Below are 25,458 nucleotides of genomic sequence, written 5' to 3' on the forward strand. Positions count from 1 at the left end.
ACGAGCGCGGGGGATCAGATCAGGTCGGACACGGTGAGCCGGCGTACCGCGGCCAGCGGGACCGGGAGCCACTCGGGGCGGTGCCGGGCCTCGTAGACGACCTCGTAGACAGCCTTGTCGGTCTCGTACGCGCGCAGCAGCACCGGGTCGGTACGGGGATCGCGCCCGGCGGCCTCGCCGTACCCGGAGCAGTACGCCGCCCGGCACCGCTCGGCCCACTCCGGCTGCGGCGGGTCCACCGAGCGTGCCGCGTAGTCGAAGGAGCGCAGCATGCCGGCCACGTCCCGCACCGCCGGCTGTGGCATGCGCCGTTCGTTCAGCGGGCGGGCCGGTTCGCCCTCGAAGTCGATCAGCGACCAGTCGCCGGCAGGGGAGCGCAGGCACTGCCCGAGGTGCAGATCGCCGTGCACCCGCTGCGCGGTCCAGGTGCGCCCCTCCGCGGCCAGCTCGTCCAGCGCCGTGAACGCCGAGCGAAGGCCCTCCGCGTACGGGCGCAGCGCCGGCACGGCGTGCACGGCCGCCTCCAGCCGCTCGGTCATGCCGTCGACCATCGAGCGCAGCTGGGTGTGGCCCAGGGTGACCGTGGGCAGCGCGCGGGCCAGCGCGGTGTGCACCTCGGCGGTGGCCCGCCCGAGCGCCCGCGCCTCGGCGACGAAGTCCTCGCCCTTGGCGAGCTCGCGCAGGGCCAGCTCCCAGCCGTCCGTGGCGCCCTGCACGAAGGGCTGGAGCACCCCCAGGACGTACGGCTCGGACGCCGGCACCGGTGAGCCGTCGGGGTCCGCGACCAGCCAGGCCGTCGGCGGGGGAACCCGGGCGCAGCCCTCGCGGGCCAGTGCGAGCGGCAGCTCCAGATCGGGGTTGACGCCGGGCACGATCCGGCGCAGCAGTTTCAGAATGAACGTATCGCCGTAGACGACGGACGAGTTGGACTGCTCGGCGGTCATCAGGCGCGGCACCAGGCCGCCCCGGATCTCCTGCCGTGGGTCCCGCTCGAAACGCAGCCCGCCGATCCGGGCCTGGGTGCGCAGCGCCTCCAGGAGCAGTTCGGCGGGCCGGGTGTCGTGCAGGGCCTCGTAGACCGTCCGTCCGGCCAGGGGCCCCTCACTCACATGACCGATCAGCGCGGGCGCGAGCCGGGGCGGCAGCGCCTCGCGCACGCCTATGAGCAGCTGGTAGCAGTCGCCGGGGTGCTCGGCGGCACCGTGGGCGGGCATCAGCGGCTGGTGGGCGCGCACCAGCAGGTGGTAGAGGCCCAGCTTGGCGGTGGGCGGCAGCAGCTCGGTGGCCTGGACCAGGGTGAACCCGGTGACCGGACGGCCCTTGCCCGCGAACCAGCGCTGCCTCGGCAGCCACTCCCTGAGCAGTGGATCCAGTGACGCAAGCAGGCCGGGCGGGGTCGTGACGGTGCGGGTGACGGCTTCCGACATGGCGTCGCGTCCTTTCCCCTGGTTCGGCGCGCTCCGAGGGCGCCGCCGGTGGGCGGGGTGTTACTGATGCGTGCCCCGGGCGGAGCGGAGGAAACGCCCCGCCCCGGGTTGCGGGCCTGTCTTTCGACAGGCCTTACGGGCCTTACGCGGCGTCCTTGCGGAGCCGGAACCAATAGAACCCGTGGCCGCCGAGGGTCAGCAGATACGGCAGTTCGCCGATGGCCGGGAAGCGGACACCGCCGAACAGCTCCACCGGGTGCCGGCCCTCGAACGCGCTCAGATCCAGCTCGGTGGGCTGCGCGAAACGGGAGAAGTTGTTGACGCAGAGCACCAGGTCGTCCTCGTACTCGCGCAGGAAGGCGAGCACGGCGGGGTTGGAGGAGGGCAGCTCGGTGTAGGTGCCGAGGCCGAAGGCCACGTTCTGCTTGCGGATCTCGATCATCCGGCGGGTCCAGTGCAGCAGCGACGAGGGCGAGGCCATGGACGCCTCGACGTTGGTGACCTGGTAGCCGTAGACCGGGTCCATGATCGTCGGCAGGAACAGCCGCCCCGGGTCGGACGAGGAGAACCCGGCGTTGCGGTCGGGTGTCCACTGCATGGGGGTGCGCACCGCGTCGCGGTCGCCGAGCCAGATGTTGTCGCCCATGCCGATCTCGTCGCCGTAGTACATGACGGGCGAGCCGGGCAGGGAGAGCAGCAGGGCGGTGAACAGCTCGATCTGGTTGCGGTCGTTGTCCAGGAGCGGGGCGAGGCGCCGGCGGATGCCGATGTTGGCGCGCATGCGGGGGTCTTTCGCGTACTCCGCCCACATGTAGTCGCGTTCCTCGTCGGTGACCATCTCCAGGGTCAGCTCGTCGTGGTTGCGCAGGAAGATGCCCCACTGGCAGCCCGAGGGGATCGCGGGTGTCTTCGCCAGGATCTCCGACACCGGGTAGCGCGACTCGCGGCGCACCGCCATGAAGATGCGCGGCATGACCGGGAAGTGGAACGCCATGTGGCACTCGTCGCCGCCCACCCGGTAGTCACCGAAGTAGTCGACGACGTCCTCGGGCCACTGGTTGGCCTCCGCCAGCAGCACGGTGTCCGGGTACTGCGTGTCGATCTCCTTGCGCACCCGCTTGAGGAAGGCGTGCGTCTCCGGGAGGTTCTCGCAGTTCGTCCCCTCCCTCTGGTACAGGTAAGGCACCGCGTCCAGGCGGAAGCCGTCGATGCCGAGGTCCAGCCAGAACTTCAGCGCGGAGATCATCTCCTCCTGCACGGCCGGGTTCTCGTAGTTGAGGTCCGGCTGGTGGGAGAAGAAGCGGTGCCAGTAGTACTGCTTGCGCACGGGGTCGTAGGTCCAGTTCGACACCTCGGTGTCGACGAAGATGATCCGCGCGTCCTGGTACTGCTTGTCGTCGTCGGCCCACACGTAGTAGTCGCCGTAGGGTCCTTCGGGGTCCTTGCGGGACTCCTGGAACCAGGGGTGCTGGTCGCTGGTGTGGTTCATGACGAAGTCGATGATCACGCGCATGCCGCGCTGGTGGGCGGCGTCGACGAACTCGACGAAGTCGGCGAGGTCACCGAACTCGGGCAGCACGGCGGTGTAGTCGGAGACGTCGTAGCCGCCGTCGCGCAGGGGGGACTTGAAGAACGGCGGGAGCCAGAGGCAGTCGACGCCGAGCCACTGCAGGTAGTCGAGCTTGGCGGTCAGCCCCTTCAGGTCGCCGATGCCGTCGCCGTTGCTGTCCTGGAAGGAGCGGACCAGCACCTCGTAGAAGACGGCGCGTTTGAACCACTCCGGGTCCCGGTCCTTGGCGGGGGTGTCCTCGAACGTGTCCGGGACGGGCTCGTTGACGATCATATTGTGGGTGACCCTCCGATCCGCGGGGAGCCGACGATGAGAACATGCGCTCCGCCCGGCGCGAGACGTACGTAGTTGGCCCTGCCCCAGTGGTAGGTCTCGCCGGTGAGCTCGTCACGCACCGGTGCCGTCTCGTGCCAGTCCAGGCCGAGTCGCGGCATGTCCAACGAGACCGTGGCCTCCTGGGTGTGGTGCGGGTCGAGGTTGGCGACCACCAGAACCGTGTTCGAACCCGCGCGCTTCGAGTACGCGATGACCTCGTCCTTGTCCGCGTGGTGGAAGTGCAGATCGCGCAGCTGCCGCAGGGCCGGATTCTCGCGGCGGATGGTGTTGAGCTTGGTGATCAGGGGGGTGAGGGTGCGGCCCTCGCGTTCGGCCGTCTCCCAGTCCCGGCGGCGCAGCTGGTATTTCTCCGAGTCGAGGTACTCCTCGCTGCCGTCGCGCAGCGGGGTGTTCTCGCACAGCTCGTAGCCGCTGTAGATGCCCCAGGTCGGGGAGAGCGTCGCGGCGAGTACCGCGCGGACCTCGAAGGCGGGCCGGCCGCCGTGCTGGAGGTAGGCGTGCAGGATGTCCGGGGTGTTGGCGAAGAAGTTCGGCCGCATGTAGGACGCGGCCTCGCCGGACAGCTCGGTGAGGTAGTCGGTGAGCTCCTGCTTGGTGTTGCGCCAGGTGAAGTAGGTGTAGGACTGCTGGAAGCCGATCTGGGCCAGGGTGTGCATCATCGCCGGGCGGGTGAACGCCTCCGCCAGGAAGATCACGTCCGGGTCGGTGCGGTTGATGTCCGCGATCACCCGCTCCCAGAACACGACCGGCTTGGTGTGCGGGTTGTCCACCCGGAAGATCCGTACCCCGACGCTCATCCAGTGCCGCAGCACCCGGCAGGTCTCGGCGATCAGGCCGTCCATGTCCGCGTCGAACGCGATGGGGTAGATGTCCTGGTACTTCTTCGGCGGGTTCTCCGCGTACGCGATGGACCCGTCGGGGCGGTGGTGGAACCACTCCGGATGCTTGTGCACCCACGGATGATCCGGGGAACACTGGAGCGCGAAGTCCAGCGCCACCTCAAGACCCAGCTCACCCGCGCGCTCGACGAACCAGGTGAAGTCCTCCAGCGTGCCCAGCCGGGGGTGCACGGCGTCGTGCCCGCCCTCGGGGGAGCCGATGGCCCAGGGCACGCCCACGTCGTCGGGTCCGGCGTTCAGGGTGTTGTTCGGGCCCTTGCGGAAGGTGGTGCCGATCGGGTGGATCGGCGGCAGGTAGACGACGTCGAAGCCCATCGCCGCGATCGCCGGGAGGCGGCGGGCCGCGGTGCGGAACGTGCCGTGCGGCTGCTCCGGGGTGCCTTCCGAGCGGGGGAAGAACTCGTACCAGGAGCCGAAGAGGGCCCGTTCCCGCTCGACGAGCAGGGGCAGCGGGTCGCTGCTGGTGACCAGTTCCCGCAGCGGGTGCCGGGCCAGCACCGCGTCCACCTCCGGCGTCAGCGCCGCCGCCAGGCGGGAGGCCGCCGGACGGTCCTCGTCGCGCAAGGCGTCCACCGCCCCGAGCAGGACGTTCCTGCCGTCCGAGCCGGGCACCCCGGTGGCCGCCCGCTCGTACAGCCGGGCGCCCTCCTCCAGGACCACCTCGGTGTCCATGCCGGCCGGAATCTTGATCTGCGCGTGGTGCCGCCAGGTGGTGACGGGATCGCCCCACGCCTCCACGGCATAGGTCCACAGACCAGGTTCACCGGCGGTGACCTGCGCGCCCCACCGGTCGGTGCCCGGCGCCAGCTCCCGCATCGGCGTGAACGGGCCGGGCCGGCCCTCGGGGTCCCTGAGGACGACATTGGCGGCCACGGCGTCGTGCCCCTCACGGAACACGGTGGCCGAGATCTCGAACGTCTCGCCGGGGACGGCCTTGGCGGGCCTGCGGCCCTGCCGGACCATCGGGCGGACGTCGAGAACGGGTATGCGCCCCACCGAGGTGGCGAGGGGAGCGGACGGGGGTTCCGGGGTGGGCGGGGGACCGGTGTCGACCGGGCGTACGGCAGCGGGGGCCGCGGTGCCGCGCCGGGAAGCGGCCCTGCGGCCGGACGGCGGGGGAGATGGCGAGTGGTGCTTGGCGGGCATGACCGCTCCTGTCCGCGTCAACGAGGGTGGGCGGATGACTGTGGGGAGGTGGGTCCTGCGGGGGTCTTGCTGTGGGGTGTACCCGCAGGAGCCTTCCCACCCTCATCGGGTAGGCAATCCGGCACTTTGTTAACTACTCACGCGTATGTCGACACACAAGACCGGCCCCGTCCGTGAAGGACGGAGCCGGTCCTCGATGGGCCCGCTCCCACGGCCGTCCGGTGCCTCGCGCGCACCGCCCCCGTGCGGGCCGCCCGGAGCCCCGCTACGAGCGCGGCACCTGGAGCAGCCGGTTCGGCGAGCCGAGCCCGCGGCCCGTCACCTTGCCGCTCACCGCGCCCTTGACCAGCGCGTTCGCCACCTGTGCCGGGGTCGCGCGCCGGTGGTCGGCGAGATACAGTGCCGCCGCGCCCGCCGCGTGCGGGGACGCCATCGACGTACCCGAGTAGGTGGCCCGGCCGGTGTTGCTCGCCGCGGAGGCCGAGGTGACGGACACGCCCGGGGCGAACAGATCGAGGGCCGATCCGAAGTTGGAAAAGGCCGGTTTCTTGTCCTGCCGGTCGCTGGCGCCGACGGTGATCGCCTGTTTCACGCTCGCGGGCGAGTACAGCGCGGCCGGCATGCCCTCGTTGCCCGCGGCGACCGTGTAGGTGACGCCGGACGCGATGGAGGTGCGCACGGCCGCGTTGAGCTGGGCGCTGTAGAAGCCGCCCAGGCTGAGATTGGCCACGGCAGGCTTCTTCGCGTTCCGGGTCACCCAGTCGATGCCCGCGATCACCTGGGCGGTGGTGCCGGAGCCGGCGTCGTCCAGGACGCGGACGGAGACGACCTTCGCCTTCTTGGCCACGCCGTAGGACTTCCCGGCGACGATCCCGGCGACATGGGTGCCGTGGCCGTTGCCGTCCTGGGCGGTGCGGTCGTTCTGCACGAAGTCCCAGCCGTGCGCCGCCCGGCCCGCGAAGTCCTGGTGGGAGGTGCGGATGCCGGTGTCGATCACATAGACCGTGACGCCGGCGCCCGCGGAGTCCGGCCAGGTGTAGCGCTTGTTCAGCGGCAGGCCGCGCTGGTCGATGCGGTCCAGACCCCAGTTCGGCGGATTGGTCTGGGTGTGGTCCAGCGTCACCCGGGTGTCCTGGACGACCGAGGCGACCCGGGGGTCGGCCGCGAGCCGTCTGGCCTCGGCGGCGTCGGCGCGGATCGCGTAGCCGTTCAGGACCGTGCCGTAGGTATGGCTGATTCTCGCCCCGTAGCGCTCGGCCAGATCCTGTGCGGCCGCCGAGCGTGCCCCCGTCCCCTCCTTCAGTGTCACCACATAGCTGCCGGTCACCGAGCCCGGTGCCCCGGCGCCGAGTATGCGCCCCTCCGGTGCGGCGTGCGCGGGCAGGGAGGCGGCTGCGACCGCCGCGGCGGACAAGACCGCCGTGATGCCCCCCACCCGGCGCAGACGCCCTGTTCGCGTCCGTGCCATGGTCCGAGTTCCCCTCCTCGACTCGGGCGTACGGGCCGCCCTGACGGAAACGCGCGGGCCCTGACGGAAACCCCGCGGGCCGGTACGCCGCGAACGCAGCCTCTCGCGCCGGGGCAAGCGCCACAAGGACGCCCATGAGGGCGGAATCGGCCATATCCGGATGTGCGGCACGTACGCCGTTCAGGGCGAATGGAGGCATGCGGGCCAAGCACCCGGCGAGGGCGGGACCTCCCCCGGTACCGTCGTCAGGGACGGCGCGGCACACACCGCGTCCATTCCAGCGAACGCGCCGAGGTGGAATGTGAAGGCGATCCGTCGATTCACCGTCCGACCCGTTCTCCCCGAACCCCTCCGGCCCCTGAGCGATCTGGCCCGCAATCTGCGCTGGTCCTGGCACGCCGGGACCCGGGAGCTCTTCGAGTCCGTCGACCCCGAACGCTGGGCGGCCTCCGGCCGCGACCCGGTACGGCTGCTGGGCAGCGTGCCACCCGTGCGGCTCGCCGAACTGGCCGGCGACCGCGCCTTCCTCGACCGGCTCGACGCGGTCGTGGCCGATCTCGACGCCTACATGACCGGCGACCGCTGGTACCAGACCCAGACGGCCGACCGGCTGCCCGCCGCCATCGCCTACTTCTCCCCGGAGTTCGGCATCACGGCCGCCCTGCCGCAGTACTCCGGCGGCCTCGGCATCCTCGCCGGCGACCACCTCAAGGCCGCCAGCGACCTCGGTGTGCCGCTCATCGGCGTCGGCCTGCTCTACCGGCACGGCTACTTCCGCCAGTCGCTGTCCCGGGACGGCTGGCAGCAGGAGCACTACCCGGTCCTCGACCCGCACGAGCTGCCCCTCGTCCAGCTCGAGGAACCCGACGGCACCCCCGCCCACGTCCCGCTCGTGCTGCCCGGCGGCCGGCTGCTGCACGCCCGGATCTGGCTCGCCCAGGTCGGCCGCATCCCGCTGCTCCTGCTGGACTCCGACGTCGAGGAGAACGACCTCGGCGAACGCCAGGTGACCGACCGGCTCTACGGCGGCGGCAGCGAGCACCGGCTGCTCCAGGAGATGCTGCTCGGCATAGGAGGCGTCCGGGCGGTGCGCACCTACTGCAGGCTCACCGGCCACCCCGAACCCGAGGTGTTCCACACCAACGAGGGCCACGCCGGCTTCCTCGGCCTGGAACGCATCGCCGAACTGCGCGCCAAGGGGCTGGACTTCGACTCCGCGCTGGAGGCGGTCCGGGCGGGCACCGTGTTCACCACCCACACCCCCGTCCCGGCCGGCATCGACCGCTTCGACCGCGAACTGGTCGCCCGGCACTTCGGCCCCGGCGCCGAACTGCCCCACATGGAGGTCGACCGCATCCTCCGGCTCGGCATGGAGACCTACCCCGGCGGCGAACCCAACCTGTTCAACATGGCCGTGATGGGCCTGCGCCTCGCCCAGCGCGCCAACGGCGTCTCCCTGCTGCACGGCCAGGTCAGCCGGGAGATGTTCGCCGGGCTCTGGCCGGGCTTCGACCCGGAGGAAGTGCCCATCACCTCCGTCACCAACGGGGTGCACGCCCCGACCTGGGTCGCCCCCGAGGTGTTCCGGCTCGGCGCCCGGCAGATCGGCGCCCAGCGCGCCGAGGAGGCGCTCAGCGTCGGCGACTCCGACCGCTGGGACTCGGTCGCGGACATCCCCGACCAGGACATCTGGGACCTGCGGCGCAATCTGCGCGAGCTGCTGGTGATGGAGGTGCGCGAACGGCTGCGGGCGTCCTGGCGGCAGCGCGGCGCCGGGACGGCCGAGCTCGGCTGGATCGACGGCGTCCTCGACCCGGACGTGCTGACCATCGGCTTCGCGCGGCGCGTCCCGTCGTACAAGCGGCTGACGCTGATGCTGCGCGACAAGGACCGGCTGATGGACCTGCTGCTGCACCCCGAGCGGCCGGTGCAGATCGTCGTCGCCGGCAAGGCGCACCCGGCGGACGACGGCGGCAAGCGGCTCATCCAGGAACTGGTCCGCTTCGCCGACGACCCGCGCGTGCGCCACCGCATCGTCTTCCTGCCCGACTACGGCATGGCGATGGCGCAGAAGCTGTACCCCGGCTGCGACATCTGGCTGAACAATCCCCTCCGGCCGCTGGAGGCGTGCGGCACCAGCGGGATGAAGGCGGCGCTCAACGGCTGCCTCAACCTCTCCGTGCTGGACGGCTGGTGGGACGAGTGGTTCCAGCCCGACTTCGGCTGGGCCATCCCCACGGCCGACGGCGCGGGCACCGACCCCGACCGGCGCGACGCCATAGAGTCCGCCGCGCTGTACGACCTGCTGGAGCAGCGGATCACGCCCCGCTTCTACGAGCGCGGAGAGAGCGGACTGCCCGACCGGTGGATCGAGATGGTGCGCCGGACCCTGAGCCTGCTCGGGCCCAAGGTGCTGGCCGGGCGCATGGTGCGCGAGTACGTGGAGCGCCTGTACGCGCCCGCCGCGTACGCCCATCGCGCCATGGACGCCGACTCCGCGCGGGAACTCGCCGAGTGGAAGGCCCGGGTGCGCTCCGCCTGGCACGGCGTGACCGTCGACCACGTGGAGACCTCGGCGGCACCGCCCACCGCGGAACTCGGCTCCACCCTCGCCCTGCGGGTCCGGGTGAACCTCGGCGCCCTCGGCCCGGACGACGTGGAGGTCCAGGCGGTCGCCGGCCGCGTGGACGAGGAGGACCGCATCACCGACGGCACCCCCGTCCCGCTGAAACCGGCCGGCGCCCCCGACCAGGAGGGCCGCTGGGTCTACGAGGGCCCCCTCGCCCTGGACCGCACGGGCCCCTTCGGCTACACGGTCCGCATCCTCCCCACGCACCGCCTCCTCGCCTCCGGCGCGGAACTGGGCCTGGTGGCGGTCCCGTCGGAGGATGTGACGGAGGGGGCGGGGCTACTGATGAGGTGAGGGAGAAGGGCCACTGACCAAGAAGCGCCAGGGCAACACCCTCAGGGGCGCGGGGAACTGCGCGACCAGCCACGAATTACCCGCACCCGGCAACGCTCAGTCCTCGGCTCCGGCAGTGGCCAGACGACGCAACATCTTGCCGCACCGGTGGGCGTACGCAGTCTGAAACGCACGCGTGGCCGGCCCGCCCGCACGGGTGTACCAGCGGGCAGGCCGGCTGAACGCCTCGACGGTCAGCCAGACCGTGCCATCACCCGTGCGGTCCACCACGAACGACTCCTCACCGCACTCCGGATGACCGGCCAGCGTCCCGTACGCCCACCCCGCCCTGCGACCCTCCTCCACCGTCCACACCACCCGGCACGGCGCCTTCACCACCCCGGCCAGGGTGATCGTGACATCGACACCGGGCGCCGCACGGTCCGCGGCGGCGTCGACGCCCACCCCCAGCTCACGGTGCAGGTCGAAGGTGAGCACCGCCTCGGCGGCCCGGCGGAACACCTCCTCGCCCTCGCCCAGCCGGGTGCGGACGTGCATCGGGTGGAAGCCCGGCGGGCAGAACCCCGCGTCCCGGGTGGCGCCGACGTGGTCGTAGGTGAAGTCCGCTGAAGACATACGACCCAAGCGTAGAGCGGCGCCCGTGCCTTCGGGGAAGGCAGGGCGCCGCGCACGCGACTCACGTCCGGTTTACGGGAAGGTGAGCTTCCAGCTGTTGATGTAGCCGGTGTCGCGGGCCGCGTTGTCCTGCACCCGCAGCTGCCAGGTGCCGTTGGCCGTCTCGGAGGAGGCGTTCACCGTGTACGTGGTGGTGAGGTTGTCCGCGCTGCCGCCGGTGCCGTAGCCCTTCAGCGTGTACGCCGTGCCGTCGGGGGCGACCAGCTGCACCCGGAGGTCACCGATGTAGGTGTGGACGATGTCCACGGCGACCTGGAGGTTGGACGGCGCGTTGCCCGTCCGGCCGGAGACGGTGACCGACGAGGTGACCGCCGCACCCTGGTCCGGGATCGCCACGTCGGCGGTGTTCTCGAAGGACGTACCGCCACCGCCGCCGCCACCGGAGCGGGTGCCCACGTTGACGCCCGCCCAGGCGTCCTGGACCGCCTTGTACTCGGCGCTGTCCGTGCCGTACAGCTCACCGGCCGCCGCGAGGGTGCCGGTGCGGGCGCCCGCGTAGTTGGTGGTCGAGGTGAACTTGGTGGTCAGCGCGCGGAACCAGATCTTCTCCGCCTTGGCGCGGCCGATGCCGGTGACCGGGAGGCCGTCCGAGGTGGGCGAGTCGTAGGTGACACCGTTGATGGTCTTGGTGCCGCTGCCCTCGCTCAGCAGGTAGAAGAAGTGGTTCGCGGGGCCCGACGAGTAGTGCACGTCGATGCTGCCGATGCCCGAGTACCAGGCGTCCTTGGACGCGCCGTCCTTGCTGGGCTTGTCCATGTAGCGCAACGGGGTGCCGTCGCCGTTGATGTCGATCTCCTCGCCGATGAGGTAGTCACCGACGTCGGAGGAGTTGTTCGCGTAGAACTCCACCGTAGAGCCGAAGATGTCGCTGGTCGCCTCGTTGAGGCCGCCGGACTCGCCGCTGTAGATCAGGCCCGCGGTGTTGGAGGTGAGACCGTGGGTCATCTCGTGCGCGGCGACGTCGATCGACGTGAGCGGGTTGGCGTTGCCCGAGCCGTCGCCGTAGGTCATGCAGAAGCAGCTGTCCGACCAGAAGGCGTTGACGTAGTTGTTGCCGTAGTGGACGCGCGAGTAGGCGCCCACGCCGTCGCCGCGGATACCGCTGCGGCCGTGCACGTTCTTGTAGTAGTCCCAGGTCAGGGCGGCCCCGTAGTGGGCGTCGGCGGCGGCCGACTCCAGGTTGGACGGGCTGCCGTTGCCCCAGACGTCGTCGGGGCCGGAGAACAGGGTGCCGGTGCCCGAGGTGCCGCGGTTGAGGTTGTAGGTCTTGTGGTTGCCGCGCGCCCCGTCGGTGAGGTTGTACGTCGAGCCCGACTGGGTGGTGGTCAGGTCGACGGTGCCGCTGTAGACGGTGTGGCCGGTGCCGTTGTGCACGGCCTGCCACTCGTACAGCTTCTCGCCGGTGGTGGCGTCGGTGACGACGTGCAGCTCCTGCGGGGTGCCGTCGTGCTGGAGCCCGCCGACGACCGTCTCGTACGCCACGACCGGCTTGCCGTCGGCCGCCCAGACCACCTTGCGCGGGGCGCGGTCGATGTCCGGGCTCTTGGCGTCGTCGGCCTTCGCGGCGGCCAGCGCCTGGCTCTCGGCCTTCGCGGCGGGCACCTTCGCGGTGGTGGTCGCGGGCGTCACCTCGGCCTTGGTGGCCTTGACGACCTTGTCCGCCTCGCCCGCCTGGTCGCCCTGGACGACCAGGTCGCCGCCGAGGACGGGCAGCCCGTCGTAGGTCCGCTCGTAGCGGACGTGCACGGTGCCGTCGCGGTCCTTGAGGACGTCACGGACGACGAGCTTCTCCTTGGCGCCGAGGCCGAGGTCCTTCGCGGTGTCCGCCTTGGTGGCGTTGGCCTCGCGGATCAGCTCGGCGCGCTGGGCGGGGGTGAGCCGGACCGACTCGGAGCCCGGCTTCGCGGCGCTCGCGGCCGCGGGAGTCCGCTCGGGGGCGGCGGTGGCGCTGCCGGACTGCACGGCCGTGGCGACCAGCGCGGCGACCCCGGCGAGGGCGACCGCGGCGGCGCGGCGGTGGGTGGTGTGGGGGGTGCGTCTGTGGGAGGAGCTGCTTCTCAACACTGACTCCTTCTGCACGACCGCGGATCACGCGGCCAGGGGAGACCGGCCGGCGAGTGGCCGTCCGGGCAGAACAAGGCGGTTCGTGGAACCACGTGCTGCTGTGCGGGAGCTCTGGCGCGGCGGCACAGCGGTGGACTGACGCTGTGGGGTTGCTGTGCAGCGGCCGTGGGAAGAGTGGCAGGTGATCGCGGTTTCTGTCAGGAGCGCGTCAGAAGTTTGGCCGGAAATCGTTCGTTGTCCGGGAGTTCTCGTTCGATATACGGACTGTTTCCGAGGTCGTCAGTGCGTGGCCGGGCGGTCCCCGTGCCAGGAGTGCCACAGCGCCGCGTACGCGCCGTCGGCCGCCACCAGCTCGTCGTGCGTGCCGAGTTCGGTGAGCCGGCCGTCCTCCACCACCGCCACGCGGTCCGCGTCGTGCGCGGTGTGCAGCCGGTGCGCGACGGCGATGACCGTGCGCCCTTCGAGCACGGCGGCCAGCGCGCGCTCGGTGTGGCGGGCGGTCGTCGGGTCGAGCAGGGCGGTCGCCTCGTCCAGGATCAGCGTGTGCGGGTCGGCCAGGACGACGCGGGCCAGGGCGAGTTGCTGTGCTTGCGAGCCGTCGGTGGTGTGGACCCCGTGACCCCCGTGGCCCCCGTGGCTTCCTTGGCCCATCTCGGTGTCGAGGCCGTCAGGGAGGTCGCGTACCCAGGTGTCGGCACCGACCGCTGTGAGTGCCGCCCACAACTCCTCGTCCGTGGCGGCGGGTTCGGCGATCCGGAGATTGTCGCGGACCGAGCCGAGGAACACATGGTGCTCCTGGGTGACCAGCACGACCTGGCGGCGCAGCCGCTCCGGGTCCAGGCCGACGACCGGCACGCCGCCCACGGTCACCGTGCCGGTGGTGGGCGCGTCCACGCCGGCCAGCAGACGACTGAGGGTCGTCTTGCCCGCGCCGGACGGTCCCACCACGGCCAGGCGCTCGCCCGGCCTCACGGTGAGATCGACGCCGCGCAGCACCTCGCCGCCGCCGTCGTAGGCATAGCGCACCCCGGTGACGTCGATACGGTCGCCGGCCGGATCCGGACAGTCGGCGGGCGCGGCCGCGCGCGGCGCCCGCGCCAGTCCCTCGACGCGGGCGAAGGAGGCGCCGCTGCTCTGCAGTTGCTCGATCCGCATCAGCACCTCGTCCAGCGGGCCGCTGAGCTGGAGCAGATACAGTGCGGCCGCCACGACCGCGCCCAGGCTCACGGCGCCCCGCTGGTGCAGCACCCCGCCGATGAGCAGGACACCGGCGACGGGGAGGTGGTACGAAACCTCGACCACCGGGAAGAACACCGTGCGCAGGAAGAGGGTGTGGAAGCGGGTGCGGCGTGCGGTCTCCAGCGCGTCCCGGCTGGCGCGGATGCGTTCTTCCTGCAGCCGGAACGCCTCCACCGTGCGGGCGCCCGCGGCCGTCGAGGCGACGACCTCGGCCACGTCGGAGGCGGCCGCGCCCTCGGCGAGGTAGCCGTCGCGGGCCCGGCGCAGATACCAGCGCAGGACCAGCCAGATCGGGGTCAGGCCGAGCACCCCGAGGGCGCCGAGGAGCGGGTCCATCAGGAACACCGCGGCCGTCACGAACACTGCCTGTACGCCGTTGACGAGCAGCGCCGGGCCGGCGTCACGGAGGGTGGTGCCGACCGCGGTGACGTCGGCGGTGCCGCGGGCGGTGAGGTCGCCGGTGCCGGCGCGTTCGACCACCGCCGAGGGCAGGGACAGGGTGCGGTCCACGAAGCGTTCCCGGACGCGGGCGAGGGTGCGTTCGCCGAAGCGGTGGCCGACGAAGCGAGCCCAGCGGGCTAGGAGGAGCTGGGCGACGGCGCACAGGAGGATGAGCGCCGCGAGTCGGTCCACGGCGGAGGGGCCTGCGCCCGCGCGGACCTCGTCGATGATGCGGCCAAGGAGCCAGGGTCCCGCGAGGCCGGCGAGGGCCGCGAGGGCGTTCAGGGCCAGGACGGTGGTGAAGGCGCGGGCGTCGGTGCGGATGAGGTGGGCGGCGGCGCGGCGCACCTCGGCGGGGCCGGCGACGGGGAGGTGCTGCTGGGTCATCGTGCTGCCTCCTCGGTGTCCCGGGACACCAGGGCCCTGTATCCGGGTTCGCTCTCCAGGAGTTCGTGGTGGGTGCCCGTTGCGGTGACCTTGCCGTCGACGAGGTAGTGCACGAGGTCGGCTCTCGCCAGGAGGAGGGGGGAGGTGGTGGTGACCACCGTGGTACGGCCCGTGCGGGCGGTGCGGAGGCGGTCGGCGACGGTGGATTCCGTGTGGGCGTCGAGGGCGGAGGTGGGGTCGGGGGTGAGGAGGATTTCGGGGTCGGTGAGGAGAGCTCGGGCGAGGCGGATGCGTTGGCGTTGGCCGCCGGAGAGGTTGCGGGCCTGGGCGTCGAGGGGGGAGTCGAGGCCGTGGGGGAGGGCCTGGACGATGTCTTCTGCTGCGGCTGTGTGGAGGGCTTGGGTGAGGTGCGCGTCTGCGTCTGCCGTGGCCTGGTGTGGGGCGGCTGCGGGTGCGTTGTGGCTGGTCGCGCCCCGCGGCGGAGCCGCAGATCGATACAGCCCCGCGCCCCTGGGGTGGGTTGTTGTGCCGCCGATTGCATCGCGGAGCTTGCCTGCGAAGAGGTGTGCCTCCGCGTCGGCCAGCAGGATGCGTTCTCTGACCTGGGCGAGAGGGATGTCGTCCAAGCGCCGGTCGCCCCAGGTGACGTCGGACGGTGTGTAGCGGGCCAGGCGGTCGATGATGTTCAAGGTGTCCTTGGGATGCGCGGACGTGAGGGCCGTCAGGCGGCCTGGCCGGATGCGGACGCCCGACTCGGGGTCGTACAGGGTTGAGGGCTCGGCGGGGGCGTCGGATGTGCCGGTGTGGGGCGGGGGTTGCAGGCGCAGGAGTGCCGTGACGCGCCTGGCCGCGACCACGCCCCGGCTCAGTTGGTAGCCGCACTCGATGAGGAACGCCACCGGCCAGACCAGGACGGCGACATAGCCGTAGACCGAGACCAGTTCGCCCACGGTGATCTCGCCCTGTGCGGCCAGGCGGGCGGCGCCCCAGGTGACGCCGGCGAGGAACAGGGCCGGGAGTCCGGCGCCCAGCGCCTGCATCCAGCTGGTGACCGCGCCCACCCGGTAGCCCTGTTCGCACAGCCGCTGCGAGTCGCGGCGGAACGCGTCGGACAGGGTCTTGCCGCCGAGGCCGCTCAGGACGCGCAGCCCGCCCGCCAGATCGCCGATCCGCGCGGTCAGCAGGCCCTGCCGTTCCCGGTACTCCGTCTCCCTGCCCTGCAGCCTGCCGGCCAGCGGGCCCACCACCAGCGCGATCACCGGGACGCCGAGCAGCACCACGGCGGCGAGGAGCGGGGACACCGACAGCAGCAGGCCCGCCACCACCGCGTAGGCCACGACCGCGCCCACACCCGGTCCCACGACGGTCAGCGACTGGCTGATCATCTGGACGTCGCCGACCCCGATGGTGACGACCTCACCGGCGCCCGCCTTGCGGGCCAGCGAGGCGCCCAGGCGGACTGTCTGGCCGACGACCACCTTCACCGTGCGGAAGTGGGCGTCCATACGCACCCGCGTCATCGTGCGGTGCCGCATGATGCTCAGCCACGCGTTGAACGCGCCCACCGCGAACAGCGCGCCGCTCCAGACGGCCAGCGCGCCCATGTCGCCCTGCTCCAGACCCTCGTCGACGGCACGCGACATCAGATACGGCGTCGCCGCCAGCAGCACCATGCACACCGTGCCGTACACCGCGCCGGCCGCGCACCGCCCCGGCTGCCGCCGGACCAGCCACCACAGATAGCGCCACCCGCTCCGGCAGTCGGGCGTGCCGGGATCCTCGTACGCGTCGATCACCGTTGTCCCCCGTTCACCCTGCGTCGGGTCGCTCGGGCTCGTCGAGTGCGCGGAGCGGGTAGGCATGGAAAGGACCCTGTCAGCAGGGTTCGGGTGGGGACAACTGAGTTAGTGGCGGGGCGAGGAGACCGCGCAGGGCGTGGAGATGGCGTGCGGAGAGGGGAGGCGTCAGAGACTGGTGAAAGCCCTTGAGCCGGCCGGCACGCACGGCGACCGTCCCCACCGCCGATCAGCGAGGGAGTGGAATTGTCCGACCGTCTGCACGTGCTCACCGCCATATATCAGTCGGACCGGGCCGACCGCTCGACCGCCCTGACGGTGAGTCTGGCCACGATCGCCGCCGCCGTCACCTACCTCATCGGTACCATCGCGTTCTATGACAAACTGGACGTGCTCGAGTGGAGCATCAGTCTGTTGCCATCACCTCTCTTCTGCGTAGCCGCTTTCCAGGCGCACCTTCTCAACCTCGCTGCCGTGCGAGCGCGTTCCATGCTCACTCTCGAACGCGTTCTCCTGGACGCCGTCGAGCCGGCCGGCCCCACGTCCGTGGACTGCGAGACCATCGGTGTCACGGCGAGCGAACGAGTGACGAACCTGCACACCGCCACGGCTCCGCAACGAGCCGCCATCCTCATCTCCTATGGGGGCGTCGCGCTGATCTACCTGGCCTACACGGCTCTGATGCTGGTCAAAGCGGCGCACCACATGAAGGCTTGGACGGCGGTGCCAGCCGTCGCTTACACCGCGGTGGTCGTCGTTCTTGTGCTGGTGTGGCGCGAGTGTGTCAGGAATCTCGACTTCCATCGCTCGACCGGACCCTGACGCATCGGGCAAAAACAGTGCCAGACAGACGAGTTGGGCCTCATCGGCCTATCCTGGCCGTGCCACGCCTGCGAACGGAGCACGGCCATGGGGGTCGACCGAGGGCTCGATGACGAGCCGCTCACGGACAGCGCCGGACGAGACGCATCGCCTCCCTACCCTCACTTGATCGTCTTTCTCCCCGGCTTCGGCGGCAGCGTCCTGGTCCATGGCGAGCGCAGGCTGTGGGGCCTCGGTCCCAGAGCACTGACGGCGGCCGCCATGGGCTCGCTGGCGGTCGGCGGAGCCGTGACGGCTGCCGCCGATCAGGGTGGAGTCAGAGCGGAAGGGGTACTCCACACGGCCGCCGTACTTCCCGGCGTCACGGCGATCGACCTGTACGGGGCCTTCGCACGCCGGCTCTGCTCACGCCTGGGGCTGCGGCCAGAGGAGAACTACCGCGAGTTCCCGTACGACTGGCGGCTGGACAACCGGATATCAGCACGCGCGCTCGAACGCCAGGCGACACAGTGGCTGGCCGAGTGGCGCGCCATGTCGAACAACCCGTCGGCCCAGCTCGTGCTCATCGGCCACTCGATGGGTGGCCTGGTGGCCCGGTACGCGGTCGAGGTACTGGGTTTGTGGCGGATCAGTCATGCCGTCATCACCCTGGGGACCCCACACCGGGGCGCGCCGAAGAGTGCGCTCACTCTCGCCGGCGGACTGCCCCGGCTCGGTCTGCTCGGCACCCGGCTCGTGGAGTCCCTTCGCTCCATGCAGTCCGTGTACCAGCTCTTGCCGCTCTACCCGTGCGTCCACCTCCCCGGATCACCGGCGCCGCAGCGGATCACGGAATGTGCCCCTGCCTTGGGACTTGATCCCGGCCGCGTCCGGGACGGCGCCGAGTTCCTTCGCGAGATCCACCGCGCTGCCTCCAGGAACGCCGGGGACCCGGACTACACGGAGCGGGGTGTGCTGCAGCACGCGGTCGTGGGGATCCACCAGCGCACGGCCGGACTGCTCGCTCCCGGTACCGACGGAGCCCGACTCGGCGTCACAGGAAAGCGGGCCCATCCCGCCAACCTGGGGGACGGCACCGTACCCGAACCGTCGGCCTATCCCATCGAGTGGGACCACCCCGGGCCCGTGGCCCACGTCGTGGCACGGCACAGCACCCTGCCCGCGTCCCGTGCGGTGATCAACGCGGTGGCCGGGTGGCTCCGTGCCGTGGCAGACCCCGCCAGGCTGAGCGGCTACCGTGCTCCCGGAGCCGGGCTCGCCCTGTGGTGCCCCGACGCGGTCATGGCGGACGTGCCTTTCGACGTGACGGTTGCCTCCATCGGATCCGCCGCCGTCCCGCCCTCGCTGTCCGTGTCGCACGCGGACGACGGACAGGCCGCCCTGGCGTCCGCTCCCATGACGGCGCTGGATGACGGACGCCACCGCCTCAGGATCGTGCTCACTCGACCCGGTTGTCATCGTGTCCAGGCAACCGCTCGAGACGGATCCGCTGAGCCGCTCTCGGACGTGATCCTCGTCGTCCCGGCCGACGGCGGCCGCTGACCCACGACAGCCCGGAGGCACGCCATGGCCCTGCGTCGACCGCGGTGGATGCGCGGAATCCTGTACGAGAGCGCGCTGCGGTCCGCGCAACTGTCCATCCTGAAAGGCGACTTCCAGGCTGCTCTCAAAGCGGCTCAGCTGGCCGTCCGATTCGCCTTGGCCCGCCGTGACGAGGACCCGGATGCCCTCATCGGAGCGCTGGCGTGCCTCAGCAGCGCGTACATGATCGCCGGGGATCTCACCAACGCCGTTCACTACGCCGAACGTGCCAAGGACATGGCTGACGACAGGCCCGAGACCCATGCCGGGGTGCGGGCCATGCTCTTCGCCCAGCACGGAGCCCTGTATTCCCTCCAGGGCAGGCCGCAGGATGCGCTGGCCGCCCTGGAGGACGCCGCACGGGCGGTCGCGTCCGCCACCGATCCGCAACGACCGACCTTCGCCACCGTGCTCGTGACGGGAGCTCTGGCGGGGGCATACGCCGAAGTCGGTGACTTCCGGCGGGCCCTGCACCACTACCTGGCCGCTCTCGCCGCGGTGGACGAACTGCCGGACGCGGAGCGGGTACTCGAACCTCAGCTCCTCGCCGACCTGGCACTGCTGTTCCGTGACATGGGGGACTGGAGCGCGGCGGCCTCCGGAGCGGAAGCCGCGCTGGAATCGGCTGCCCGAATGCCCTCGGTGAGCGGGCCGGCCCTGGTACGTCTCCAGCACATCGGCGCCGTCACCCAGCGGAGCATCGGAGATCTGGACAGCGCGATGCGTCTCCTCGAGGAGGCGAGCCGGTTCTGGGAGCCGCGGGTTCCCGTGTCACACCCGGAGCGAGTGGCCAACGTTCTCGCCCGTGCCGCGGTCGCTGCGGACGGCGGGGACGAGGAGACAGCGTGCAGGCTGCTGGAACCCCTCTGCGCTGATCCGGACGTCCCCGAGGCGGCCGCCCTGGTGGCCGGCTACGGCGTGGCTCTGCTGGAGTACCGCTCAGGCCTTGTCGAACGGGCACTGCGTCGCACCGTGGAACTCGAACGCCGAGCGCCGGACGTCCTCGGCGACATGCATGTGCAGACCGCGGCGCTCCGCGTACTCAGCGCCTTGCTCAAGGCACGTTCCGGCCGTCTCCCAGAGGCGCTCGCGTCGGTGCGGGAGGCATCCGCCACGGACTCGAGGGTCCAATGGGCAGCGTTCGGCGCCGGCTCGGAACGGGTGCGGGCCGCGACCGTGGACCGGCTGACCAGTCACCTGTGTGCCGAGTTGACCGTGGCCGGCGCGGCGCACACGGCCGGCCTCGCCGACGCGTCCGAGGTCGCGTGCCTGTGCGTGCTCCGCCGTAAGGGGGCTGAGCTGGAGGCGCTGCGGGGAATCAGCGCTCTCACCCGGTCCCGGCACAGCGGCGATCCTGAGGCGCTCACCGAACTGCGCGCCATCAGCCGGCGTCTCACCGAGGCGGTCCTGGACCATGGGGAGGCGCTGTCCGAGGAGGATGTCGCCGAGCTGGAAGGACGCCGCCAGTTCCTGGAGTTCCAGGCATCGGCTGCCGCACCCGAAGCCGAGCTACGGGAACAGGTGGCACGGGCAACTCCGGCCGCCGTGATCGACACGCTGCCTCATTGCGCCGCGGTTGTGGAGTTCGTGCGCTGGTACCCGTTCGACATCGCCGAGGGCGTGCCGGATCATTCCGCCCGCTACGTCGCCTTCGTGATGTCGCACGAGGGGATCGAGATGTTCGACCTCGGAGCGGCCGGTGAGGTCGAAGGCGCCGTGGCCCGGTACCGTGCAGCCGTCGCGAGAGCACTGAGCCAGGATCCGCCCGGTGCCACCGATTTGGCACCGCAGATGGATCTGGCCCGACTTCTCGCTCCACCGCTGACCCATGCGATACGGCGGGCGAGGGCCGACCGCATCGTCATCGCCCCCGACCACGCCCTTTCCCTGGTGCCCTGGCTCGCCCTTCCCCTGCAGGACGGTCGCAGGCTCGGAGACGTGGTACGGGTGGACTGCGTCACCGCGGCCCGCGACCTGCTCCGCGGGCCCGCATCATCCCCGTCGTCTCGGCGCCGGGCCTTCGACTCCTCCTTGGTCATGGCCGCACCGGAGTACGGGCCGGAGGAGGGCGCGGCTGTCACCCAGGACCTCTCCGCGTTCCGCGGATACGGTTCTCGACGGCTCATCGGCCCTTTTCCGCCGCTGCCCGGAACCATGGCAGAGGGCCTGGCCGTTGGCGAGCTGCTGGGAGTGGCACCGCTGACCGGCACCCGGGCGACTCGTTCGGCGCTGCTGGACTCGACCGGCCCCCGGGTGATCCACCTTGCCACCCACGGGTTCTTCCTGGGAACCGACGGGCCCGCCGGTCTCTCACCGGAGACGTGGACAGGGCTCGCCTCCGCCCCTCAGGCCGAGACCCTTCACCACCGGCAGATCGACTGGGTGGCCGGACCCAGGCCGCTGCTCCGCTGCGGTCTCGCGCTGAGCGGAGCCAACAGGAGGCCTGTCGGGGAAAGCGGCGGTCTGGAGGCGGGGGTGGTGACGGCGGAGGACGTCGTGCACATGGACTTGGAGGGCACACAGCTCGTGGTGCTGTCCGCGTGCGACACCGGACTCGGCACGCTCCGACCCGGGGAGGGAGTCCTCGGGCTGACCCGCGCGTTCCTGGTGGCAGGTGCCGAGGCCGTGGTCACCAGCCTCTGGAAGGTCCACGACGGTATCACCGTCGGATTCATGAAGGCGTTCTACGACGAACTCACCAGGTCTGATCCCGCCACGGCGCTGCGACACGCGCAGAGGACGGTCCGGACGTCCTTCCCGGACCCGGCCTGCTGGGCGGGCTTCGTGCTGTTCCTGGGCCGCAGCCCGGACGACATGCAGAGGAGCTGAGGCGGGTCGAGGAGCGGGACACCGCTGATCGGCACAACGCGTTGGCGGCTGATCCTGAGCGGAGACCGACACCGAGAAGCCAGGGGCGATCGCCGCGCGTCGGCGTCAGGCCAGGCTGTCGCGCCACGCCCGGTGCAGGTCCGCGAACCTGCCTGTACCGGCGATGAGTTCGGCCGGGGTGCCGTCCTCGACGATCCGGCCCCGCTCCATCACCAGTACCCGGTCCGCGATCTCCACAGTCGACAGCCGGTGCGCGATCACCACCGCCGTACGTCCCCTCAGCACCGTCGCCATCGCCCGCTGCACCGCCCGCTCGCCGGGGATGTCCAGCGAGCTGGTCGCCTCGTCGAGGATCAGGACCGCCGGGTCGGCGAGCAACGCCCGTGCGAACGCGACCAGTTGGCGCTGCCCGGCCGAGATACGGCCACCCCGTTTGCGTACGTCCGTGTCGTAGCCGTCGGGCAGCGCGGCGATGAAGTCGTGCGCGCCGATCTCCTTCGCCGCCTGCTCGATCTCCGCACGGGTGGCGTCGGGCCGGCCCAGGGCGATGTTCTCCGCGACCGTGCCGGAGAACAGGAACGCCTCCTGCGTCACCATCACCACCCCGCGCCGCAGTTCGGGCGCGGCCAGCTCGCGCAGGTCGACGCCGTCCAGCAGCACCCGCCCGTCGGTCGGGTCGTAGAACCGGGCGACCAGCTTGGCCAGCGTCGACTTGCCCGCGCCGGTCGAGCCCACGACGGCCACGGTCTGCCCGGCCGGGAGCGTGAGGTCGAAACGGGGCAGCACCTCACCGCCGGTGCGGTACGCGAACCGGACCGCGTCGAAGACCACCTCGCGGCCGGGGTGCTCGGACCGCCGGCCGGGCAGCTCCCGCGGCGCCGACGGCTCGGGCACGGACGGCGTCTGCGCCAGCAGACCGGCGATCTTCTCCAGTGAGGCCGCCGCCGACTGGTACGAGTTGAGGAACATCCCCAGCCGGTCGATCGGGTCGTACAGCCGCCGCAGATACAGCACCGCCGCCGCCAGCACACCCAGCGCCAGCGACGCGTCCGCGACCCGGTACGCGCCCCACAGCACCACCAGCGCCACCGTCGTGTTCGCGATCACCCGCGAGCCGACGACATAGCGGGCCATCTCCAGCAGCGCATCGCCGTTGGTCCGCTCGTGCCGCCGGTTCAGCACCCGGAAGTCGGCGTCGTTCGCGGCCTCCCGGCGGAAGGCGCGCACCGGCCGGATGCCGTTCATCGTCTCCACGAACTTCACGATCACCGCGGCGATCGCCGTCGACCGCTTCCGGTACACCCGCCCCGCCCTCCGCTGGTACGACCGCACCATCGCGTACAGCGGCACGAACGACGCCACCGCGACCGCGCCGAGGCCGAGGTCCAGCCACAGCAGCAGCACCGAGATGTAGACCGCCGACAGCACCACCGTCACCAGCTCCTGCAGCCCCTCCTCCAGCAGCTCGCGCAGCGCCTCGACATCGGTGGTGGAGCGGGAGATGAGCCGGCCCGAGGTGTAGCGCTCGTGGAAGTCGATGCTGAGCGCCTGGGCGTGGCGGAAGATACGGCCGCGCAGATCCAGCAGCACGTCCTGGCTGACCCGCGCGGAGGCGGTGATGAACGCGTACTGCAGCACCCCGGCCGCCGCCGCGCACAGCAGATAGCCCACCGCGACCGCGATCAGCGGCCCGTGGTCGTCGGCCCGGAACGCCGGCACGGCACGGTCGATGGCGTACGCCACCAGCAGCGGGCCCGCCTGCACCGCCGCCTGCTGCAGCAGCAACAGCAGCGTGGTGACGGCGACGCGGGCGCGCATAGGCGCGAGCAGCGACCGCAGCAGGGCGCCGGTGGCACCCGGGGGAGTGGGCAGAACGTCTCGGTCGAACGGGTCGCCGGTCCGTTCCGGCCGGTCGTCGTCCTCCTGCTCCCGGGCGGGCGCGGTGGTGGCCGCCGTCATCGCTGGACCTCCTGTTCCTCCGCCGGCTCCGCGGCCATGAGGTGGGCGTACTCCGGGCTGTTGTGCAGCAGTTCGTGATGGGTGCCGACGGCCGTGATCCGGCCACCGGAGAGCAGGGCGACGCGGTCGGCCAGCAGAACGGTCGACGGGCGGTGGGCGACGATCAGCGCCGTGGTGTCGGCGAGGACGCGGCGCAGGGCCGCCTCCACCGCGGCCTCGGTGTGCACGTCGAGCGCGGACAGCGGGTCGTCCAGCACGAGGAAGTCGGGCCGGCCGACCACCGCGCGGGCCAGCGCGAGGCGCTGCCGCTGGCCGCCGGAGAGGCTGAGCCCCTGCTCGCCGACCTGCGTGTGCACGCCGTCGGGCAACGCGTGCACGAAGTCGGCCTGCGCGACGCCGAGTGCCCGCTCCAGCTCGTCCTCGCCGGCGCCCATCAGGACGTTCTCGGAGACCGTGGCGGAGAAGAGGGTGGGCTCCTCGAAGGCCACGGCGACGCGAGAGCGGAGCTCTTCGCGTGACATGGCGGTGATGTCCTCGCCGTCGAGGGTGATCCTGCCGGAGGTCACCTCGTGCAGGCGGGGGACGAGGGCGGTGAGGGTGGTCTTGCCGCTGCCGGTGGCGCCGACGAGCGCGAGGGACTCGCCGGGGCGGATGTGCAGGTCTATGCGATCGAGGACGGGCCGGGAGCCGGACGGTGCGTCGGGGTAGCGGAAGGTGACGTTCTCGAAGCGTAGGCCTGCGTTGTTGTGGGCCGGGGGCGGGGTGCGCTGCTCGGCGCTGCGAGGTGCCGCTGCGCCCACCCTCCCCCACTCTCGGCTTCGCTCGAGCGGGGGGACCCCCATCGCCCCAGCGGCACGACTGCCCGCAGCTACGGCGACGGTGGACTCGGGGGCCTCGTCCATCACCTCGAAGTACCGTTCCGTGGCCGTCGCCGCCTCCTGGCTCATCGCCAGCAGGAAGCCGATCGAGTCCACGGGCCACCGCAGCGCCAGCGCCGTCGACAGGAACGCCACCAGCGTCCCCGCGGACAACTTCCCGTCCGCGACCTGCACACACCCCAGCACCAGCGCCGCCCCGATCGCGACCTCCGGCAGGGTCACGATGACGCCCAGGATCGTCGCCAGCAGCCGGGCCTTGTGCAGCTCCGTCCCCCGCAGCTTGCCCGACAGCTCCCGGAACGCCCGCGCCTGGCTGCGATGCCGCCCGAACCCCTTGATGATGCGGATGCCGAGGACGCTCTCCTCGACCACCGTCGTCAGATCACCGACCTGGTCCTGTGCCGCCCGCGCCGCCTTCGAGTACCGCTTCTCGAAGATCACACACGTGACCAGCACCGGCACGGCGGGCACCAGGATCACCAGGCCCAGCGTCCAGTCCTGGGCCAGCATGATGATCACGCCGACGATGATCGTCACGCTGTTGACCAGCAGAAACGTCAGCGGAAAGGCGAGGAACATGCGCAGCAGCATCAGATCGGTCGTGCCCCGGGACAGCAACTGCCCCGAGGGCCACCGGTCGTGGAAGGCGACCGGCAGCCGCTGCAGGTGCCGGTACAGATCCGCCCGCATCTCCGCCTCGACACGCGACAGCGGACGCGCCACCAGCCACCGCCGGAACCCGAACAGCAGCGCCTCCGCGAGCCCGAGCAGCAGCAGATACAGCGCCCCGAGCCACACCCCCGCCGGATCCCGGTCGGCGATCGGCCCGTCCACCATCCACTTCAGGACGAGCGGGATCACAAGACCGATGCAGGAGGCGAGGATCGCGACGAACGCCGCCGTGAACAGCCGCACCCGCACGGGCCGCACATACGGCCACAGCCGCAACAGGGTGCGCACGGTCGACCGGTTCTGCTCTGCTGCTGGGGGAGACAGTGTCGTGGCCATCAGCAGCGAG

The 25,458-nt window shown here is 71.4% G+C and carries 14 protein-coding genes; 4 read left to right on the top strand and 10 right to left on the bottom strand.

Features of this window, described 5'->3' with window-relative positions:
* Positions 1-14: 14 nt before the first annotated feature.
* The 4 genes from N4P33_RS02635 to N4P33_RS02650 form a co-directional block, all read right to left on the bottom strand.
* Positions 15-1,427: a maltokinase N-terminal cap-like domain-containing protein gene (locus tag N4P33_RS02635; protein ID WP_260824498.1), complete on the bottom strand. Its 1,413-nt coding sequence runs from the start codon at positions 1,425-1,427 to the stop codon at positions 15-17.
* A 142-nt stretch (positions 1,428-1,569) separates the two neighbouring features.
* Positions 1,570-3,270, bottom strand: coding sequence for a maltose alpha-D-glucosyltransferase (gene treS / locus N4P33_RS02640; protein WP_260824499.1), 1,701 nt, complete (start codon positions 3,268-3,270; stop codon positions 1,570-1,572).
* Entirely contained in the window at positions 3,267-5,378 is a 2,112-nt protein-coding gene (locus N4P33_RS02645) for an alpha-1,4-glucan--maltose-1-phosphate maltosyltransferase (protein ID WP_260824500.1), read from the bottom strand. Before N4P33_RS02645 ends, treS begins: the two co-directional genes overlap by 4 nt.
* Positions 5,379-5,643: 265 nt before the next feature.
* Positions 5,644-6,846 (bottom strand): S8 family peptidase, encoded by a 1,203-nt coding sequence (locus N4P33_RS02650; RefSeq protein ID WP_260824501.1) that lies wholly within the window; start codon positions 6,844-6,846, stop codon positions 5,644-5,646.
* A 301-nt stretch (positions 6,847-7,147) separates the two neighbouring features.
* On the opposite strand from N4P33_RS02650, the gene N4P33_RS02655 reads away from it, so the two are divergent.
* Positions 7,148-9,769, top strand: a complete 2,622-nt coding sequence (locus tag N4P33_RS02655) for a glycosyltransferase family 1 protein (RefSeq protein WP_260824502.1) — start codon at positions 7,148-7,150, stop codon at positions 9,767-9,769.
* A gap of 96 nt (positions 9,770-9,865) precedes the next feature.
* On the opposite strand, the gene N4P33_RS02660 is transcribed toward N4P33_RS02655, so the two are convergent.
* From N4P33_RS02660 to N4P33_RS02675, 4 genes are all read right to left on the bottom strand, one after another.
* Complete coding sequence (locus N4P33_RS02660; protein ID WP_260824503.1) at positions 9,866-10,384, bottom strand: DUF1990 family protein; 519 nt, start codon at positions 10,382-10,384, stop codon at positions 9,866-9,868.
* A gap of 72 nt (positions 10,385-10,456) precedes the next feature.
* Positions 10,457-12,505: a M4 family metallopeptidase gene (locus N4P33_RS02665; protein ID WP_260824504.1), complete on the bottom strand. Its 2,049-nt coding sequence runs from the start codon at positions 12,503-12,505 to the stop codon at positions 10,457-10,459.
* A 282-nt stretch (positions 12,506-12,787) separates the two neighbouring features.
* Positions 12,788-14,575: an ABC transporter ATP-binding protein gene (locus N4P33_RS02670; RefSeq protein WP_260824505.1), complete on the bottom strand. Its 1,788-nt coding sequence runs from the start codon at positions 14,573-14,575 to the stop codon at positions 12,788-12,790.
* Positions 14,572-16,371 carry an ABC transporter ATP-binding protein gene (locus N4P33_RS02675; protein WP_260824521.1) on the bottom strand — a complete coding sequence of 600 codons (1,800 nt, stop codon included), beginning with the start codon at positions 16,369-16,371 and terminating at the stop codon, positions 14,572-14,574. Before N4P33_RS02675 ends, N4P33_RS02670 begins: the two co-directional genes overlap by 4 nt.
* Positions 16,372-16,617: 246 nt before the next feature.
* Between N4P33_RS02675 and N4P33_RS02680 the strand changes: the two genes are divergently transcribed.
* From N4P33_RS02680 to N4P33_RS02690, 3 genes are all read left to right on the top strand, one after another.
* Positions 16,618-17,193 (top strand): hypothetical protein, encoded by a 576-nt coding sequence (locus tag N4P33_RS02680; protein WP_260824506.1) that lies wholly within the window; start codon positions 16,618-16,620, stop codon positions 17,191-17,193.
* Positions 17,194-17,358: 165 nt separating this feature from the next.
* Positions 17,359-18,735: a lipase/acyltransferase domain-containing protein gene (locus N4P33_RS02685; protein WP_260824507.1), complete on the top strand. Its 1,377-nt coding sequence runs from the start codon at positions 17,359-17,361 to the stop codon at positions 18,733-18,735.
* Between the two features lie 24 nt (positions 18,736-18,759).
* On the top strand, positions 18,760-21,603 hold the full coding sequence (locus N4P33_RS02690; protein WP_260824508.1) for a CHAT domain-containing protein: 2,844 nt from the start codon (positions 18,760-18,762) through the stop codon (positions 21,601-21,603).
* A 105-nt stretch (positions 21,604-21,708) separates the two neighbouring features.
* On the opposite strand, the gene N4P33_RS02695 is transcribed toward N4P33_RS02690, so the two are convergent.
* The gene (locus N4P33_RS02695; protein ID WP_260824509.1) at positions 21,709-23,562 is read right to left on the bottom strand and encodes an ABC transporter ATP-binding protein; all 1,854 of its coding nucleotides are present in this window, start codon (positions 23,560-23,562) and stop codon (positions 21,709-21,711) included.
* A complete protein-coding gene (locus N4P33_RS02700; RefSeq protein WP_260824510.1) occupies positions 23,559-25,448 on the bottom strand; it encodes an ABC transporter ATP-binding protein in 1,890 nt (629 codons plus the stop codon). Before N4P33_RS02700 ends, N4P33_RS02695 begins: the two co-directional genes overlap by 4 nt.
* Between the last annotated feature and the right edge of the window lie 10 nt (positions 25,449-25,458).

It is taken from the genome of Streptomyces sp. 15-116A (assembly GCF_025290915.1).
In the GTDB taxonomy this organism is placed as follows: Bacteria; Actinomycetota; Actinomycetes; order Streptomycetales; family Streptomycetaceae; genus Streptomyces.